Source organism: Fibrobacter intestinalis, assembly GCF_900167415.1.
Classification (GTDB): domain Bacteria; phylum Fibrobacterota; class Fibrobacteria; order Fibrobacterales; family Fibrobacteraceae; genus Hallerella; species Hallerella intestinalis.
This window is the reverse complement of record NZ_FUWU01000058.1, coordinates 1-19088: the sequence shown is the minus strand read 5'-3', so window position 1 is coordinate 19088 and position 19088 is coordinate 1. Positions and strand designations below refer to the sequence as shown.

General features: G+C 49.9%; 16 protein-coding genes and 1 pseudogene. 3 read left to right on the top strand and 14 right to left on the bottom strand.

Annotated features, from left to right (window positions below):
* The 13 genes and pseudogenes from B5D40_RS12650 to B5D40_RS12590 all read right to left on the bottom strand — a co-directional run.
* Positions 1–456: PD-(D/E)XK nuclease family transposase (locus B5D40_RS12650; RefSeq protein WP_200804179.1), on the bottom strand; the 456-nt coding region annotated here is incomplete at its 3' end.
* Positions 457–552: 96 nt separating this feature from the next.
* Positions 553–1704, bottom strand: coding sequence for an RNA-directed DNA polymerase (locus tag B5D40_RS12645; RefSeq protein ID WP_158222206.1), 1152 nt, complete (start codon positions 1702–1704; stop codon positions 553–555).
* A pseudogene (locus B5D40_RS12640) lies at positions 1619–1930 on the bottom strand (FISUMP domain-containing protein); the annotation flags it as partial. The gene B5D40_RS12645 and the pseudogene B5D40_RS12640, both read right to left, overlap by 86 nt.
* Before the next feature lie 108 nt (positions 1931–2038).
* Positions 2039–2827, bottom strand: a complete 789-nt coding sequence (locus tag B5D40_RS12635) for a four helix bundle protein (protein WP_078777199.1) — start codon at positions 2825–2827, stop codon at positions 2039–2041.
* Positions 2828–2926: 99 nt separating this feature from the next.
* Positions 2927–3631 (bottom strand): fibrobacter succinogenes major paralogous domain-containing protein, encoded by a 705-nt coding sequence (locus B5D40_RS12630; RefSeq protein WP_078777198.1) that lies wholly within the window; start codon positions 3629–3631, stop codon positions 2927–2929.
* A gap of 134 nt (positions 3632–3765) precedes the next feature.
* The gene (locus B5D40_RS12625; RefSeq protein ID WP_233134341.1) at positions 3766–4368 is read right to left on the bottom strand and encodes a fibrobacter succinogenes major paralogous domain-containing protein; all 603 of its coding nucleotides are present in this window, start codon (positions 4366–4368) and stop codon (positions 3766–3768) included.
* A 38-nt stretch (positions 4369–4406) separates the two neighbouring features.
* Positions 4407–4739: a hypothetical protein gene (locus tag B5D40_RS12620; protein ID WP_078777196.1), complete on the bottom strand. Its 333-nt coding sequence runs from the start codon at positions 4737–4739 to the stop codon at positions 4407–4409.
* 11 nt (positions 4740–4750) lie between these two features.
* Positions 4751–5065: a hypothetical protein gene (locus tag B5D40_RS12615; protein WP_078777195.1), complete on the bottom strand. Its 315-nt coding sequence runs from the start codon at positions 5063–5065 to the stop codon at positions 4751–4753.
* A gap of 19 nt (positions 5066–5084) precedes the next feature.
* The gene (locus B5D40_RS12610) at positions 5085–6821 is read right to left on the bottom strand and encodes a hypothetical protein (RefSeq protein WP_078777194.1); all 1737 of its coding nucleotides are present in this window, start codon (positions 6819–6821) and stop codon (positions 5085–5087) included.
* 303 nt (positions 6822–7124) lie between these two features.
* Positions 7125–8369, bottom strand: coding sequence for a site-specific integrase (locus tag B5D40_RS12605; RefSeq protein WP_158222204.1), 1245 nt, complete (start codon positions 8367–8369; stop codon positions 7125–7127).
* Positions 8370–9115: 746 nt separating this feature from the next.
* The gene (locus B5D40_RS12600) at positions 9116–9640 is read right to left on the bottom strand and encodes an OmpH/Skp family outer membrane protein (protein WP_078777192.1); all 525 of its coding nucleotides are present in this window, start codon (positions 9638–9640) and stop codon (positions 9116–9118) included.
* Positions 9640–12363 carry a BamA/OMP85 family outer membrane protein gene (locus B5D40_RS12595; protein ID WP_078777203.1) on the bottom strand — a complete coding sequence of 908 codons (2724 nt, stop codon included), beginning with the start codon at positions 12361–12363 and terminating at the stop codon, positions 9640–9642. The genes B5D40_RS12600 and B5D40_RS12595 overlap by 1 nt, the downstream gene beginning before the upstream one ends.
* Before the next feature lie 165 nt (positions 12364–12528).
* Positions 12529–13578: a hypothetical protein gene (locus B5D40_RS12590; RefSeq protein ID WP_073303039.1), complete on the bottom strand. Its 1050-nt coding sequence runs from the start codon at positions 13576–13578 to the stop codon at positions 12529–12531.
* A gap of 113 nt (positions 13579–13691) precedes the next feature.
* On the opposite strand from B5D40_RS12590, the gene B5D40_RS12585 reads away from it, so the two are divergent.
* Entirely contained in the window at positions 13692–15098 is a 1407-nt protein-coding gene (locus B5D40_RS12585) for a glycogen/starch synthase (RefSeq protein ID WP_078777202.1), read from the top strand.
* A gap of 267 nt (positions 15099–15365) precedes the next feature.
* On the opposite strand, the gene B5D40_RS12580 is transcribed toward B5D40_RS12585, so the two are convergent.
* The gene (locus tag B5D40_RS12580) at positions 15366–16538 is read right to left on the bottom strand and encodes a hypothetical protein (protein WP_143394538.1); all 1173 of its coding nucleotides are present in this window, start codon (positions 16536–16538) and stop codon (positions 15366–15368) included.
* A 157-nt stretch (positions 16539–16695) separates the two neighbouring features.
* Between B5D40_RS12580 and B5D40_RS12575 the strand changes: the two genes are divergently transcribed.
* Both B5D40_RS12575 and B5D40_RS12570 read left to right on the top strand, forming a co-directional pair.
* Positions 16696–17751, top strand: a complete 1056-nt coding sequence (locus tag B5D40_RS12575; protein ID WP_073303041.1) for a serine/threonine protein kinase — start codon at positions 16696–16698, stop codon at positions 17749–17751.
* 1 nt (position 17752) lies between these two features.
* Complete coding sequence (locus tag B5D40_RS12570; RefSeq protein ID WP_078777189.1) at positions 17753–18361, top strand: CvpA family protein; 609 nt, start codon at positions 17753–17755, stop codon at positions 18359–18361.
* The last annotated feature ends 727 nt before the right edge of the window (positions 18362–19088 follow it).

The window sequence follows — 19088 nt, the reverse complement described above, 5'->3', positions numbered from 1 at the left end:
TTCCAGGGAGAGGCTTTCCGGCGAGGACTCCATCGCCTGCTTGCCCTTGATGGCGAGGAACGCGCTGTAGAGCAGCATCCGGTCCACGAGGAAGGAGTGCTTCGCCCGCTGCATCTCGATGTCCAGGAAGCGTCCGTCCTCGGTGAAGGCGTGGATGTCGAAGACCACCGTCTTCGGCCCGGGGATGCGGAACTCCACGGGGTCCGCGAAAGTGAAGGAGAGCCGTTCGATGCGGCGTCCCGGGGGCAGGCGGAGCAGGGCGTCGAGAAAGTCCTTCAGGGCGGCCTCGTCGGAGAAGAAGGCGCGGAAGGCGGGGTCGTAGAGCGGGTCCAGGTAGGTTTTCCCCCGGAGGATGGGCGGGATGCGGCTTTCCCCGGCTTCGGGACCCTTGTCGTGGGCCCTGTCGAGGGACGGATTTTGCGAAAATTGCAAGTGTTGCGGATTTTGCGCGGGCATAGTGCTCCTTTGAAAAAGAAAAGACATCCAGATTTTTTGGATGCCATTGCGGAGCTTTCGTGCGCGGGAGGGATTATAGGAAAGCCCGAAATTTTGTCAAGGGTGAATTTGTAAACAATTTGTAAAAGGTGCAATTCGGCGATTCTTTCGGAGGAAGTAAGAGTGTTTGTTAGGATGGTTAGGGGTGATAGTCCTAGCCAATTTCCTTTGCATCCCAAACGCATCAAAATGCCCCAAAAGCCCGCAGTAGCTGACAATACGGCTTTGCCCATTCTCAAAGGAAGCTGAACGTCGCAGGCATTCCTTAAAATTTGCCACAATGCGGCGTCCCGGATAAGTACGATAAGGCAATGCGAATGCACCCAAAAAATCAAACCCCTTTTCGACGGACTGCAATTTCGTCTTCTTTTCATTCAATGTCAAAAAGAGCCGATCCTTCATAAAAATTCGGATACGCTCAATAGCTGACAGTAAAAATCGTTTGTCGTGATGGACAAGGAGAAGGTCGTCCACATAACGGCCATAATGCCGGACTTTCAAATTCTGCTTGACAAAATGATCCAATGGATTCATATAGACATTGCCAAAAAGCTGGGAAGTCAAGTTCCCGATGGGAAGCCCGCAGTCCGGAGCCGCATATTTCAGCGATTTATTTCGAGGCAAATCGTCCCAAGCCGAAGGCGGACTTTTATACTTTGCCGACTCCAGGGGGTTCGCAAAAATGAACTTCTTCAGCAGATAGATGCACAAGCCCCTGTCGGGGATTCCTTCCCACCGATGGCAGCGGAGCAGCTCGACCACTTGACGATAGAGAATATCCCGGCGAATGGCCATGAAAAATCCTGTCACGTCCAAGCGAAGAACAAAGCATTCCCGGGTGAAATCCCGGCTTTCGGCGATGATGAACTTTTTCGCCCGTTCAATGCCGAACAGAGTCCCCTTCCCCACCCGGCAACTGTAACTGTCATAGATGAAGGAGCGATCGCATAGAGGGTAAATCCAGGAATAAAGCAAGTGATGGACAACCCGGTCCCGAAAGTGGGCGGCAACGATTTCCCGCTTGACAGGCTTCTCGTGGATAAAGCATATCGATGGGCGCAATGCGTAGCGACGCTCGTGCAAATCATAGGCCAAGGACAAAAGGTTCGATTCCAAATCCCTTTCAAATTCCAACTGGTTCACCGTATTGCGCTTGTGCTTCCGGGCATCCAGATAGGCATGCAAAAGCTGCCGCCGCAATGTATCCATCTCCATAAAGATCGCCCTCAAAAAAGCTAGAGTCCCTGAGGCAACGGACGGAAAAACCGTTGTTCTTGTTGTTGTAATTCGAGTTCACGTTCTCGTTGTCGTAGTTGAAGTTCCAGCTGTACGCATTATTGCCGCTGTTCTCCGTAGAACTCCAGAAGTTTGCGTTCTTGCCGGCGTTGTTGTAATTGCCATCGCCATTGCGGTTGCCCGCGGGCAACACGGAAAAGCCGGAGGAATTTCAAAGCGACCGCTCTAAGTCGGACAAGCAAATGCCCGGATGCACGGAAGCCTGGGGCGATTCGCAGGTCCTTTTTTCTACTCTGCAAACGGAAATTCAATTTGAAAGAACCTCGTTTCCGATTGCCGGGAGTGGGTCGCCGGACTCTATAGGGCTTACTCCCGTGGACCGTAGCCCAAAGGATTCCAGCCTTAAGCTTTTTTGAATTTTTTCAAGGCGTTCGTTGATGAAGAACCACTGCTTTTCGGAAAGCTGGCGAAAATCCATCAGCAACCGCAACTTGATGCGGACGCGGCAGTAGAGCCTGTAAGCCGCGGAACCGTCGAATGCGGAAGCCTTCTGCACGGCGCATTGCAAAATATCCAAGAAATCGAGACATTCCCCCCGAAGCTTGTCGCCCAGCCCGTAGCGGTAAAGCCTGGACGCCTCGCCCGTTCGCGTGAAAACATACTTGGTGCATTCGTAAAATTCCTTGAGGGAAAGCAGCAAATTGTCGTGAGGGACCCAAAGCGGCTTCGCCTTTTCCGGGGAATCGGGGATGCCCTTTTCCGCATCTTTGCGGAACCGTTGCGACTTCCAATCTTCAAAGCCCGTTTGCGGCACGAATCCGGCGACGACGATATGACGTTCATCTACAACTGTCCAGCTCCAGCCCTCCCCTTTGGCCTTCTCTTGCAGCACGGGGAGCGCGCTTTGCGGAAAACCCAAGTAGAGCATCTCGGCCTGGATTTTTTTGACATAGCGGCAATGCACTTGGTACTGCGCAAAGCGGTGAAAAAAGAAGAAGGCGGATTTTTCCCAGGCTTGCCAGAAATTGCCGGCCAGGAACAGGTGGATTTCCGATTTGTTTGAATGCTCGAGCGCGAAAAGTTCGCTGGATTTCATACTGAAGAAGTTTAAGGGGACAAGGGTGAGGGAGAAAAGGGGGGGGGCGGCCTTGCCTACGGCTAGGCCGCAGCTAGGAGCGGGGGCCCTACCCCGCCCCTAGTCGAGGTCCCTGAGGCAACGGACGGAAACACCGTGGCTCTCGTTGTCGTAAAGCGAGCACACGTACTCGCGAGCGTAGTAGAAGTTCCAGCTGTACGCATTAAGGCCGCTGTACTCCGAAGAACTCCAGAAGCCTGCGTCCTCGCCGGCGCGGTAGTAATCGCCATCGCCACTGCGGTAGCCCGCGGGCAACACGGAAAAGCCGTATTCGTCCGTGCCGTTGCCACGTTTGCCTTCATCATCGTCCCAGCCGCTCTTGGACTTGAGCTTCTTTCCGGCTACATCCTCACCGCCAACAGTCTCCATTAAAGTCCTCCATTCCGCTTTACTGGGCAGATGCCAGCCCTCCGGGCAAATTCCGCGAACCGGTTCCTTTGCAGAGCACGTTACTTCGTAACCGCAGCCCTTGCCGCCATCGCCGAAGACCCCGGCACTATCCATGGCAGCACTCCACAGATAAAGTCGCCCATACTTGGCGCAGGAATCCGGTTTGTTTCTGTAACAAAAGCTGGAAGAATCTAAGCTACTTGTCGGCTGTAAGTAGGCGTAGTTCAGGTTCTCTGCCATCCAAACTTGATTTCCGATTTTCACCGTCTTGTAGGTCTGGCCGTCGCGAGGGTCGGTGAACGAGCCTTTTTGCCCGCCATCGGCGAAAACGAAAGCGGCGGCGAGAGAGAAGAACAGTAGTATGCGGTTTTTCATTTTTGATTGTCCTTTAAGTTGAGATTTCTATTTGGGGGCTTGCGTTCTTTGCGACCGCAGCGATGAAACAAGGGGGCGGCCTTGCCTACGGCTAGGCCGCAGCTAGGAGCGGGGGCCCTACCCCGCCCCTAGTCCTAGTCCCTGAGGCAACGTACGGAAAACCCGAACTCCTTGGTGAGTAAGATCGAGTGCACGTTCTCGTTGACGTAGTGGAAGTAACAGTGGTACGCATGGCCGCCGCTGCGGCCCTCCGTAGAACTCCAGAAGATGGCGTCCTCGCCGGCGTAGCCGTAAAGGCCAACGCCATTGCGGCTGCCCGCTGGCAACACGGAAAAGCCGTATTCATCCGTGCCGTTGCCATTACCGTCCCAGCCGCTCTCGGACTTGAGGTTTTTCCCTGCGACACTCGTACTGCCGACAGTCTTAAACAGAGTCTTCCATTCCGCGTTGTTGGGCAGATGCCAGCCCGCCGGACAAGCTTGCATGGCCGCGGCCCAAGTGTAGAGCCGTCCATACTTTTGGCAATTAGTAGCCTCGTTGTCATAACAATAGCTGCCATCCATTTCGTAATTGAGGTTCTCCGCCATCCAAACTTGCTTCCCGATTTCCACGGTTCTGTACGTCTTCCCGTCGCGGGGATCTTTCAGCTCGTTCTGCTTGTTCTGCTTACAAGCTGCTAGACCAATTGAGATTGCCAGAATGGCAAGGAATCCTGCCAAACGATTCAGTTTTACCATTGTTTTTCCTCTCAATTTTATCATATTCCTTGCCCTCCTTAAATACTATCCTTGCCAACGGAAACTTTTTTTACATTGAATTTGTCATCCGTTTCCAACCGAATTTTCCGATTGGAAAAGAAGGCTCCCGAAATCAGCAAATTATTTGAATTACTTGGTTCTATACTAAAAGGATTCTTCACATAATAAAGTTTCGCATCCGTTGGAACTATTTCCTTATTTATAAACACATTGTATTCATCGAATTTGTCCTCTTCGCCTTCTTTCTTTTTCCGATAAAGATGGTTTTCCGTCCCTCGGATTTGAAAGCAAATATTTTCGCCCTCTACCGAAAATTTTGTGACCATTGCGTCAATGAAATAAGTCGCCATAAAATTCCCCCTTATGCCAAAGAGATTTTTTGTAAAGAAAAAGTCTTTTTAGTAACATCCGTTTCGTTTGGATTTCCTAGCTCTAATTCCAATTCCACTTTCATCTGCCCAGATTTAGCAGCCAGCAGCATTTGATACTCCCACTGGCGCCAATCTGTAGGGAATTTAAATCCTTCAGAAATTTCCTTCAGAACAGCATTTCCATTTTCCCAAAACACATTATACGCCTTCTCGCCCCGTTCCAGATAGTAGCCGTCCACGCCCCGAACGGTAAACGAACCATCCGACGCGAGGGATTTCACAATGCCTTCTATCTTGTAACACATATAATTCTCCTTGAAAATTTTATTCCAGCCTCGTTCCCTTCCAGTTCACAAAATGGTTCGGAAACAGAATTTCCTTAACTGCGGCTTCATCGCCGTCGCCAAACACCTGCGGAATCCCACCGCACCAGGCCCGCACATATTCCTTGCCGAAAATGGAGACCGCGTTTACGATGGCCTTTGCCCCATAACTCACGGCATCCTTGGTATAGCGGTACTTTTTGACGTATTCCATCATCTCGTCGCCATAGAGCCAACGCCTGTCCCCCCAATGCCCTACCACCACGGTGCAATAGGCGGCATCGTCCGTATCCTTGCGGTAACGGATGGCCTCGGAAAAAGCCTCCTGCCAAAGGATGTCGTCTGGCGGCAGCTGGTAGCCGAACAGAACCACGTGTCTTGCCTTGCGGAGCAATACCCGGGATTCACGCTGGACCTCGTCCAAAAAGGAGGTGGGCATCCCCTTTATCATGGTCTGCATGATCATGGGAGCATCGCAGGCCCTGGTTTCCGCTCCGCACGAAATGCACTCCAGAGAGTCGTAGCGGAGTTTCGCTTTCCATTCCTTTTCTTTTTCGGTGCGGTTGAAGTCGTTGTTTTCAAACAGGGGGACGGGGAAAGGCGGATTCACGTGCCGAGACTTGTAGCCCCACTCGTCCCCCAGATAATACATCATCCGTCCGCAGGCGGGGCATTCGCGCCAGTTGCAGCAGCCGTGGGCAAAGAAGAAGCTCCCGATACGGCCTATGGGGGAACCCGGCGTTCTGTATTCGTTGCCGCGAAAAACGGAGGTCTCGCTCTGCGAATAGGAAAATTCGCCCGGCTTTCTGGCATTATCGTCCGGCGAGATTTTACGGCTCTTGCCCGGCACGCCAAAGTCCAGCCACTGTTCCACCTTCTGCGCCGTCTGCGGCAGATAGTAACCGGCATGGTTCACCTTGCGGTTGGCGTTGAACAGCAGCCACAAAAACACCGTCTCAAAATTCAGGGTGACAACGGCGTTCAAAAGCCTGTAGAAGGCGGGCGTGTTGAATTCGTAGCCCTTGTCGGCAAGGCGACCGCCTTCCTTTTGCATCAGGCGGGCGAGAGATTCCATGAAGTTCACATATTTCTGAAACATCTCCGCGTTTTCGCCCTTGCTCAGGCCGTACCAGGCGTTCGCAAAGAGGATGCAGGTGAACAGCACCAGACAGTTCCTCGCCTTGGGCAGGCGGTTCGGCTCGATGATGACTTCGGACGGGGTCCCTTTCTCATTTTTTAACCGGACGGTTATCCCTTGCCTGTCGCGCAATTTCATGTCTATCATGGTGTAGATGTCGCGAATCAGGTTGTCTTCCCTTTCGTCGTGGGGGCAGACCTGTATAATCTGTTTCAGGGCGTTCCAGTCGTACTCGCGGCGGAGTTCCACGATGCAGCTTCTGAACAGTTTTTCGTCGGTGTCGTCTCCAAATACGATCCGTCCGTTTTTGATATCCTCCTCATCGACGGTATTCCAGTCCTTTTTTAGGTCGTCGCCCAGAAAACGGATGAAGGCCGCCATAATTTTAAGGTCTCGCCCTTTGAACGGAGGGGTCTTTCCGAAAATTTTTTGAGGCGTGCTGTCGGAAAGGATGTCCTCGAGAGTATCCGTAGACTTTCTTTCTGCAAATCCACGGAAAATCTTGGTTTGCAAGTCGCTCTGCGGCATGCCCAAAAGGGCGGTCGCGCCGGCTCCGATAAAAAGTACCGTTTCAGAAGACCAAGTGATTTGTTCTGCCATTTATTTTTCCCTATTTTCGCAGAAGTACTCTTCTGCGAAAAAAGCATCTCGGGATGAAGTCTTAAACGGCACTTTTTCCCGACTCGGAGCCGCTACCGAGCTAAAAGGGGACAGGTTGGAACACTTCCGGCAAGGAAATCCGCTTGTCGGGGTTAGGATTCGTGTCCTCGGAGTTGATTTCAGTCAAACTTGCAAAGATCCGGTGGGGATTTGTAACCTTTGCGTATTGACAAGTTTACAAATCCGACTTATATTTTGCTTGTCGGTCACGAAAACTTTCGCAGAAGAGTACTTCTGCGAAATTCACTGCTGGGTCGGCTTGCGCCCGGAACCTCCCGATTTTTCAAAACTTTCTCCCCAACAATCACAATTTCTTTGCGGAGCAGGATCTTGCGCCCGCTTCGGGTTCTTCACGAATTTCCAAAACGCCTCCTGCACGCGCCGCTTGCTCTCAAATGTCGGGTGCACGTAAAGGTCGAGAGTCGTATGCGTGCTGGCGTGGCCAAGAAGCACCGAAAGCGCCTTCAGGTCCGCATCGGAAGTCAGCGCATGGGTCGCGAAGCTGTGCCGCAGGGTGTGGATGTGGGCGTCCACTGCAATTCCCGCCGCCTTCAGGAACTTCTTGAAATGGTTCTGCAAAGTCCGCTGGTCGTGCTTCACCAAAAAACTGTCCGGCGGATTTTCCCTCGCCATTTTTTTCAGCCATTGGAGCAGATTTTCCGGGATGGGGATTTCCCGATGGCCACTTTCGCTTTTCGGCGGACAGAGCTTGCGGACGGTTTTCGGGGACTTGGCATTTTCCATTTCGGCGGCGAGATTTTCGTCTGCGCCTTTTGTGCCAGCGGCATTTGCCGTTTCGCCCTTTTCATTGGGCAGTCGTTCCAGCGTCCCGTGAATTTTGATGGTGTTTCGTATAAAATCAAAGTCCGAAAATTTCAGGGCGCAAGCTTCGCCGAGGCGCATCCCGGTGAATGCAATCAGCAAGAGGCTCCGGGCCGAATTTTCCAGCGCACGAATCAGCGCGGCAAGTTCCTCTGGCGAAAGGGGAACCGCTTCCCCTTTCCGTATCGTCCCAGCATGGGGAAAATCCAGCGCACCAAAATCCTCCGGCGAAAGCGACGCTTTCAAAATCTGCTGCAACGTCGCCAGCACGAAACGCCGCGTTGGAATTGCCAAATGTCCGAGAGCGCGCTCCGCAAAATTCCGCACGCTTGCCGAATCGATTTTTTTCACTTCCACGGAGTCACCAAATTTCGTCAAACCCGACTCAAATTCTAGCACGGAATCGCCATTATCCACCGAATTGATTTTCCGCAAATTCCCTCCGGATTCCGGCAGATTTCCGTTCCTCACAGAAATCGCCCTTCCTGAAAGTCCCTCTTCCGCAAAAATCCGAACGTTTTCCACCTTGATTTCATACAAATTCACATCCCTGAACGCGGGCAGCAAATGCTTTTGCAAAATATTTGCGTATTTCGCCCGGGAGCTCTCGCTCCAGCCCAAGCATTTCTTTTCAAACCACTTTTCCGCCGCTTCCTTGAACCGCATCGTGTCTCCTTTGTTCCATGACGGTGTAAAGTTTGCAAAAAAAGACGTACTCTGGCGACTTGCTGTCTGGCGTTTTTCCGTCATTGCGAACCCCACAGGGGGTGAAGCAATCCTTTTCCCGCTGACAAGATTGCCACGTCGCTCTGCTCCTCGCAATGACGGGTAGGTCGCAGAGATTGCTTCGGCTTGCTCGCAATGACGGACTCTAGCGACAACTTGTGTTCTCTTCGGGGAGACTGGTAGTATTCGTCATTGCGAATTTGCCAAGGAGAAAATCAGCCACGTTTGAAAGCGACCGTCATTGCGAACCCCACAGGGGTTATACGACACTTGTCAATTTATTGACTTAGTGGAGTTATCCTCTATGTGGATATACGACACTTGGTAACTTTGTTACCTTAGTGGAGTTATACTCGAAGTGTAGAAGCAATCCTTTTCCGCTGACAAGATTGCCACGCCGCTATCGCGGCTCGCAATGACGAGGTGCCAGCACAGATTGCTTCGGCTGCGCATCCCTGAAACTAGGAATCTCTGATTCCATAGTTGAAGTATCCCTGAAAGGGACAATTCGCCTAAAGGAAGCAGAGCTTCCAAGGCTCATGGGCCGCTATCGCTGCTCGCAATGACGGGCGGAGGAACGAACGTTTTTTTCGCCAGTGTGAAGCACCGACCCACCGAAGCAGGGCACGCCCAAAGCAAAATTTTCCGTCAAATCGTTTTTGAGTCAGGGATTTTCACCGTCATGCCTAGTGCGAATTCAGATAGTCGAGTACTTTTTTCGTCAAATCGTTTTCGTCTTTCCAAAAGAGGACGGCTCCGGTCGCCCGATCGACAACCATGTCGTAGCCTTCCTGCAAAGCGATTTCCGTGACCGCCTTTTTAATCAATGAGATAATCGGGGCGCTGACCTTTTCGTTTTCCGTAATCAGCTCGCCCGTTCGGCCATACACGCGGTCGATAAATTCTTTCAACTCCGTATCTTTTTTGGCGTAATCCGCTTCGAGTTCCTTCCGTTTTTCGTCGGAAAGCATCAGCGATTGCTTGGCGAGTTTTTCCTTGATGGCCGCCAGTTCCTTTTGCAACAGGTTCGCCTGCTGTTCCCATTTGGCGACCTGCCGGTCGTATTCTTCCTGCGCTTTTTTCGTGCCCTTGTAACCGTCGAAAATCAATTTGGAATCGACGTGGGCGACCCGCAAACCATCTTCGGCAAATCCCGGAAGAACGCTGAAAAGCAAAACGCAGAAAAGAAGGACAATCGATTTTTTACGCATTAGAATCCCTGCCCAATGACAAAGTTGAATTCCATGTCGCCGACACTGGTGCGGTCATAGCCGGAATAGGTTTCGCCCACATCCAACGGCCAAGCAAAGTCAAATCCGATAATGCCGAGCATCGGCACAATGACCCGGAAACCAAATCCAAAGTCCCGCTTCAAGCTAGACGGATCCCATTCCGTAAGCGGATTCGGCTGGTTCTTTGAAACTTTCGTATCGGGATCGTAGCGCTTGCCGAAAACATTGCCGGCGTCAAAGAAGAGCGGAAGCAAGTAGAACGTATTCGGAACAATTCCCCACTGGAGTTCCGCGCCGATATACTGGTAACTGCGCCCCAAACGACGATAGCCGATGGAACCCGAACTGTAACCGCGCATCATGCCGTCGTAGCCCAAAACGCCGCCCATCTGGTAAAGCGTCCTGTATTGCAGCGGGTCGCCGACCATAAAGCCGTATTCGTTCGTCAGCGCCAAAGCCAAACGATCGCCGATAAGCGGGAACCACCACTTGACCGTCAAATCCGTTTTCACAAAGTTGAAATCACTGCCGATTTTTTCATCCGCCCATTGTACCGAAAGCACGTAGCGCGAACCATCCGTCGGGAACTGCGGCAAGTTCTTGTCGTCGCGGACGAGCTTGAACGTAAACGCCGATTCTTTGCCCGAATAACGGACAAGGCTGCCATCCACATTCGGTCCCTGCTTGTTCATCATCCAGCTGTAGCCGATTTGCCCGTAGAAATAATCGTCCGGCCACTTCAAACGCTTTCCGACATAGATGGATCCGCCGTAACGTGTAATGTTCGGATCGTCGTCGCGATGCCACCAAGCGTAACTCAAACTCGTTCCAAGGGTGATTGGATAATCCAAGAACCAGGGTTCCATAAAGCTGATCGACGCGCTCTTTTTGTCTTCGCCGTATTCCACATTCAGCGATGCGCTCTGGCCGTCGCCCATGCAGCAGTTCGGAATGGAAACGCCGAATGTTCCCGTCAATCCGTCGCTCTGGCTATAAGCGAGGCCCGCACTGAACTGTCCCGTTCCCGCTTCCTTTTCGGCAACCCGGAAACTCAAATCCACCTGTTGATCGCCCACAACCTGGATGTCCGGATAAACCATGTCAAAATAATTCAGCTGCATGATTTCGCGGAAGCTGCGCTCCATCGCCGACTGGCGGTAGGTGTCTCCCGGATACAAGCGGACTTCTCTTCGGATCACTTTGTCTTTCGTCTTCGTGTTGCCGATGATATTTACACGGTGAATCTGAGCGGGAAGCCCTTCGCGCAGCCGATATTCCAAGGTCACCACGCTGTCATTTACAAAGCTGCGCGTTTCGTCGTATTGAGCAAAAAGATAGCCGTCTTCCCGATAGGCGTCGATAATTCCTTTTCGGGTCGCCTCGTATGCGTAATAGTCAAAGACCTCCCCGCTGTCCAGGTACACGCTGCGGGAAAGCATTTTGTCGGTAAGCACTTCATTGCCCGTAAAATGCACGCCACCCGCATAATAGCGCTGCCCCTCATTCACATCGATATAAATGCGCACATATTTTGACGTGGTGACGCTGTCGTAAGGAGTCAGTGCGGTGAACACTTCTTCTAGAGTGTAACGGGTCAGCAATTTTTCGTCATAACGTTTTTTACGGACCTTTTGCATCAGTTCCACAATCTTCGCATTCTTCCACTTCCTGTCCTTGGGCAAGTTCTTCAGCCAAATTTTCCGCAGCTCTTCATAAGTAATGATGCCGTTCAAAATCATCACAGCCGTCTCTTCGTCCTGCACGTCAAACACGGGAACCGCCTGAGCAACCGAATTAAAATTCGTCCGGTGTTCACGATAGTAGTGCGCCGATTTTTCCTTGACGCGCCCCGCCAGACGATTCATGATGTTCGCCGTATCGGAAATCGCTTGATTCAACTGACCGTAAAGCAGTTCCAACTTGCGGCCTTTCGGAACCGTGCGCCCCAGATAGAAATTGCAGCTGGAATCCGGCAAATATTCCGCGCGATATTCCTTGAGTTCCGCATCCAGATAGCCAAAATGCCGGATGGCGTTCAACACCGTATCGCGGTCCGCTTCGAACAGCATTTCCTTAAATTCGCCATCTCCCCACCAATGCGAACGCTTGGTCAGCATGTGGTCGGTAATTTCCGTCGCCGGAACGTGGTCGTTTCCCGTAATCACAATGGAATCCACTTGAACCTTGGGGCCTTCGCGCACAATAAAAGTGACGGAGTTTTCATGATCCGAAACCGGAGTCTCCCGAAAACCAACCTCCGCCAGCAGATAGCCCTCGCCCCGATAATACGACAAAATATTTTGCCTATCCCGCTCCAAGCCGCTCTTGCTATAAACACGCCCTTGCAAAAGGGAAATTTTCAAGCGGACATCTTCTTCGGAAATTTCATCGCAGCCTTCGATATAGACCGTATCCAAAGCGGGCAGTTCCACAACGCGAAAAACCAGGTCCACTTTATTTTCATTGCCCGGTTGGTAATCTATCCAAGCGGTCACGTCGTCAAAAAAACCGGTTTCAAACAAATCCGAAACACTCTTTTGCACTTTTTCCGTCAATGCGGACGGTTGAAAAGCCTGGCCATCCCGAACACTGACCCGGCTCAATACGGAGCGTTCATCCATATTCACCAGCCCTTCTGCACGGACATGGCGAACCGTTGTAGGCGTCGTAAATTCTTCGGGAACATCCAAAAGCTGCGCCATGGGGAATGCAACCAAAACAAGCAGAAAAACGATTACGCGAAAGAACAAGTGGACAATACCTATTTTGAGGATGGGTAAAAAATCGTCCTCAAAAATACAAAAAACGTTTTTGCAAAAACAGAAAGGCGCCGCATTTGCGACGCCTTTGCCCAAATAAAATCGGAATTACTGGCCGAGATACTTGCGACCCACGCCAAATTGGTCTTTATATTCTACATAATCCGGGACAAAGTCCTTGGGATAAGAGAACGAAACATTCACCGAGCACAGGAATTCGTTCATCAATTTTCCCTTGCCGGTAAACGGTTTCTGCTTCTTTTCCACTTTTTCCTGGCCCTTCTTGCCGACAATGACTTCCGCTTCGCACCAGCCCTTGTTGCCGCTGGCAAAAACGGAATCGCCCTTCACCGAAACCAGCTTGATCAAAGCCGGATCCAATTCGGTGTTGTTTCCGGTCGAAGCCCAGAACTGGAGTTCGCCAGAAAGGGAAGTCGCCCCGATTTTGATGCTCGGGAAAGCCATTACATAGCCCCATTTGTCCACCAGCGGGGACTTGTTCGGGATATTTTCGCCAAAGATGAGAAAATACGGACGGGTCGCAATACGGCTCGCGTTATGCGCTTTCTGCAAATCCGCATTATTCGGCGCGATGAGTTCAATCGCCAACAAGTTGTATTCCTTGACAACCGGATCGCTTTCTTCCAAGGCTTCCGGAAGAGTACGGGAAACATAGACGTTCTCCGCCTGCGTCCTAAACGCCTTCACCTTGGAAGCGTCGCCACCAAGACGATTGATCAGCGAAATGGAAGTGTCAATTTTGGCAAATCCGTCAATAACGGCACCGAGTTCCACTCCTTCCGAAGAAATCTGGTTCAGACCGACTGCGGACAGGGCTTCGCCGATTGCCACCGCTTTTTCGGCACTCTGCACCTTGCCCAGATTCTGAATCGCCTGTTCAAAGAATCCGTGAATCAAGCTGCTCTGCGGATCCTTTTTACTTTCCACTTCCGCTCTTTTGGCAATCGCCAGCGTAAAATTGTCGTAAAATTCGTTTGAAACATTCCCCTTTCCCTTAGCGGTCAAGTAAGAATTGATGGCATTCTGATAACGCCCCTCTTCCAAATAGCTGTCTCCACGCTTTTCGTTGGCACCTTTACAGCCGGCAAGCAGAACCGCAGACGCCGCCATTAGAACGATTAAATTTTTTGTTTTCATTTTCTAACCCTTTATCGGAAAAAAAGAAAATTTAAATTTTTCCTTTCCGTAATTTAATTAAATTTTCCATAACTGCGACGTTCGTTTCGTAAATAATTTTTTTGGAGAAAGTCTTGAAGTTTCTTTCTGTCAGCCCGGAAGCCGGCGAATGGTTAAAACCAAGTCCCTTAGCAGGAGCGGTCAATCAGCTCACCCAAGCATTTTCTCGTGCGGGCACGCAAATTTTAACCATATCCCCCTTTTATCCCAGACTTATGGGAGAATTGGAAAATTTCCGGTGCGTATTCAAAGGAATTGAAAAACTGCGCAATATGCCCTTTGAGGTGTGGACAGGAACGAATCCCCTTTACGCATACATTCGCTACGACGACTACTTTAATCGGCCAGACATCTACGGCGAAAATAAATTCCCCTACGGCGACAACCACCTGCGTTTTTCTTATCTGGCATCGGCGGCTCTCGCTTATGCGGACGCCATCCATTTTGATCCGACAACCTTTTGTGGACAAGACTGGGCAGGAGCTTTAATCGCTCCCATCGCCAGAACGACCTACTCGGAATCCTTCGGCAAAATCCCCTTTTTCTTCACCATTCACAACATCACTTACGATTTTCACGTCAAAGAAAGCGAAATCGAGCGGATTGGACTGCCTCGGGTCGATTTCAATATGAACGGTTACGAATTTTGGGGAAAAGTCAGCTTGCTCAAAGCCGGCGTATTCTATGCGAAAAAAGTGATTCTGCCTTCGCCCGGCTATTGCGACGGAATCGTCAACAATCATTTGGGCGGCGGGCTTTCCGGTTTTCTCGTTCGGAACAAGGAAAAACTGAAAGGGATTCAGTTCGGCCTAAACTACCCTTTCTGGGACTTCAACCTGAATACGAATCTGCCGATAGAAGTCGCCAAAAAACAGGCGAGAGACGCGCTGGCATCCAGCCTGGGTGTCGATTTTGAAAACCGCCTGGTCATGTATTGCTCCCTAGGTCCGGAATCCGGCAAAACCTCCGAAACGCTGGCAACCCTTCTGGGCGACATCAACAAATTGAACATCTTCGTCGTAGTCAAAGCGCCGAAAAACAGTCCTAAATGGGATTATTACACAGCGGTCGCTAGCCAAGAAAATTCCCACATGGCGGTGTTCGACATCCCTCCCAACAATAACCTTTCCGTACGCGCCACTCTCGCCGGCGCCGACATTCTTTTTGCCGCCAACCCGACCGAACCATCCGCCAGCATGATTTTAAAATCCCTCGCCTGCGGAACGGTTCCCCTGACAGGCCGGGATGTCGGATGTTCCAATTTGCTTTCCAACTACGATGCGGACTTTTCGACAGCCAATGCTCTGCTCGTCAACGATTCCGCCGCACCCGACCAGATGATCCGCAAGCTGAAAAACGCGGAACAGCTTTATTGCAGCAACCAGGACAGTTGGAATTATCTCGTGCGAAACGCCTACCAATTCCGTTACGAATGGGATCGCACCATCTCGCAATTCATCCTGACTTTCGGCGAAGAATAGCCCTATTTACTCCCTATTTCACGCCCAAAAATTTGAAACCTGCATTTTTGCAGGATTTTTCTTGCGGATTTTATATTGAAGTTCGGACTTTTCAAGCGGCAAAATGATATAAAGCGGTTCAACAAGCGACTGCTGAACCTATCGAAGCGCAGCAACCGATATTAAGTGATGAGGAAGTAGCGCATTTCATCCCCAACCTCTAAAAACTGACAACTAGCCACTCTAATGCAAGCAATTTTTGGAAACGACTTTTCTAATTTCCCAAATTTATTCCGCGCACCAGGGAATGGCATTCAACTGATTTCTCGCTATTGTCGCCCGGACATGATAAAGCGAATCCGGATCCATTTGAGTCACCCCGATAACGCCGTCGGCAATGCGGGCATTCAAATTTTCCACAACACCCCACGCTTTATTGTAACCGGTTCCATAACCACCCGCATCGTAGCCTGCATCGGCGAGAATCGGACGCTGCAAAAGTTGAGCCACTCCCGCCCACGTCGCCTTATTCGAAGAACGAATCCGTTCATTTGCTGCCGCAGTTCGCCCGCCGGAAGTACTCGCAAAATCCACTTTAGACAAATCGAAATTCGCATACCAATTCGCCATTTTATCCGGTTCTTCGGTAACATCTGCAATCCAGGGCGAAATATCAATCGCGATTTTGGAACCCGGCAAATACGCTCGAATCGTATCGACAATCTGTGCGAAATAGAGCCCCATTTGTGCATCGGGAATGCCGCCATTCCTCTGTTCTATACTATCAAACGCCATTTTTTGATTGGAACCGCTCTCTGAATACTGATAATAATCTGGTTCAATAAGCCAAATGAACTGGATTGTATCCGGATTTTGTTCTGGATAAAAAATTTCAATATGTTCGCGAAATCCTGCCGCATATTGCCGGTAACGATAAAGAATCGAATCTTGGAAATACTGCCGCATAAGCTCGGCCCCATCGGTGCACAAATTTTGGGAATCCTTCACGTCGCAATCGTCCAGCCCGTGATCCTTGCCAAATTCCGCAATAACATAAGCATAAATCATCGGCGTCGCATGAACGACCCGCGTCATATCAAACATTCTCTCTTCAAAAGAATTGAAGTAGTCGTTGTCGCCGAGCCAGACGGAAATATAATCGAGTCCATCGTAGAATGCGGAATCTTCATGAGCGGCCTGCCAGCCTGCCCCAAAATTGAACTGGCACGGAGAAAATCCTTTTTGATGGACAAAAAGCTCGGAAGAAGAGGAAACGGCATCGGCAGAAGAAATTGGCGCATCCGTCGAAGAAGAAGATTCCCAAAGCGGGGAGTCGGCACTTGATGAAATACCGCTATCGTTTATATCCGCTCCCGACGAAGAATCTGAACCGCAAGCTGTAAACAGGGAAAAAATCCCCAAAAAGAATAAGCCTTTTTGAAAGCCGAAATTGAATTTCACCAAAAACTCCTTTACACGTCCAACCAGCGACAAATTTATATAAAGAATGCTTGGGATTTCTTTATAAAAAAATGTTTTACAAAAACGGTTTCGTTTTCCGTCCAAATGTCAAATTTGACAAAATCCAATTCGACGATTTTATATATTTGCAAGCGTTATGGCAATTCTGGAAGACACCACTCAAAGCGGAACAAAGGACGGAACGGCGACTCGCAAACGCTCCAAGCCGACAAAAATCGGAGGCTACACGCCACTGAAAAAAATCGGACAAGGCGCCATGGGTGATATTTGGCTCTGCGACGATCCTTCGCTTTGCCGCCGGGTCGTCGTGAAACAGATGTTGCCGAGCCTTCGCGGATATGAAGATTTGATCGCCCGGTTCAAGCGGGAATGCGTTTTGCTCGCCGCTTTGCACCACCCGAACATTGTGCATCCTTACGCCCTATGGCAAGAACGCACAGGCAAACTCGCTTTGGCTATGGAATATGTAGATGGCGTCACTTTTCGACAGATTCTCGACGTACAAAACAGGCCGCCTATTTGGGTGGTTCTCTACCTGACCCACGAAATTTTACGCACCCTCATCTGCGTCCATGCAAACCAGATTATCCATCGGGATTTGAAACCTTCCAATATGATGGTCGAAAAAAACGGTTGCGTTCGCCTGCTCGATTTCGGAATCGCCCGCGATGCCAATCCGGGGCAAGACATGACCATCCCGGGAAGCGTTCTCGGAACCGCCGCCTACATGAGCCCAGAGCAAGTCCGAGGTTACACTGTCACTTACGCATCCGACATTTTCAGCCTGGGAATTATCGTTTGCGAAATGGTCATGGGCAGCAATCCCTTTCGCGGCGAATCGATGGAACTGACATCGCAGTATATTTTAAATCTGAAATTAAAAATCAAGAATTTTCCACCACAAGTTCCTTACAGGTTGCGCTATTGGATTTTAAAATGCCTGGAGAAAAGGCCGCAGGATCGTTTCCGGTCCACCAAAGAAGCCGCGGATTCTCTGGCTCAAATTATGGAAGGCTACCCGCGCCAACTCGATATTCCCATGCGGGAATGGCTCACGGCAACGATGCGAAACGAACCGCTACCCCATCTGCCCAAAAATTCCAAATTGCAAATTTTGAAAATCGGAGTAGCCATAGGCGTAGCTTCTGGAGCACTTCTCGCCTCCTTTATCACCGCTTTAATTTGCAAATAAAATGACCGCCAACTGGATTGACATTTTTTGCGGCTCCTTTTTGCTTATCCTTGTCGGACTGGGTCTGTATTTTGGTCTGGCCAAGACGCTTATTCATTTAGCCGCTTGGATAGGCGGGGCCATCGGCGTCATTTACTTTCCGGAAATTCTGCAACCGCTTCTTTCGGAAAACCTGGAACTTTCCGCAACAACGATTATCATTTTCTCGCGCGCACTGGGATTTTTCATTCCGTTCATTTCGCTCCGCATTTTGGGACACTTTATCAACAAATTCATCAAGCGGCATTTTTCCCTTTTGAATAGTCTCGGCGGCGGAATCCTGGGAGCCATCAAAGCCCTGATTCCCTGCGTTCTTTTGCTTTCAACGCTCTACCTTCTCCCATTGAGCGGAAATTTGAAATCGGAACGCGACTCTTCCCTCGCCTACTCTCTCTATTCATATTCCATTCAAAAAACAGGAATTTCCGAAAAGGCGCAAAACTTTCAAGATTCCGTAAAGGCCTCGGTTTCTCACAAAATCCATGCGACAATCGACAGCGTTAAAGAAAGCGCTGTAAAAAATGCCGAAGCGCAAATCCAAGAAAAAATTCAGAAATCGGTGCGCCCGTAAACCAGCGCAGCACAAAATTTTGCCGTAGTCTAGAAATGGAAAACGGCAGCGAAATTCTTGAAACAAGTTAGGGGTTAGCGCCCTTCGACTAGTTCGACAAGCGGTTACCGAGCTTGCCGAGGTGCACTAACCGGCGGTTCCTGAGTTTATCGAAGGGTGGTCCCTGAGCTTGTCGAAGGTGCTCCCTGAGCTCGTCGAAGGGCAGGGACCGTTGGAACTGAAAACTGAAAACTAATAACTGATAACCGAGTTCACCTTGTGAAAGAAAAAGGCTGCTTTGAAAAATATTTGAGAGTATTTGGTAGAAGATTGTCCATAACTACCATTTTTTGAAAACCAATTTTTAGAAAACGGAATTTTATACTCAAACTCAAGTCCTGCATGCGCACTTCACCATCACTGCAATGCACATGGCAAAGCTCTCTTTTTACACGAACAAGATCGCCACGTCGCCTACGACTCCTTGCAAAGACTGGTGTATAACATAATATAATCCTTGAAAGAAAACTCGCCCATATAAATTTTCAATTTGAAATGAAAAATATTTGAACAAAAAGAAATTCGCCATTTCATTTTTATTTTAATTCTTTTGCTTTCATTTTATATTATATTTAGTCCTCCCTTAAAATCTCGTCCAACCCGCATAACTATTGGGGAAAATTGATTTCTACCCTGTGAAAATATTGCAAGGTTTTCTAAAATATGACTGAAAACCTTGCATTTTTTT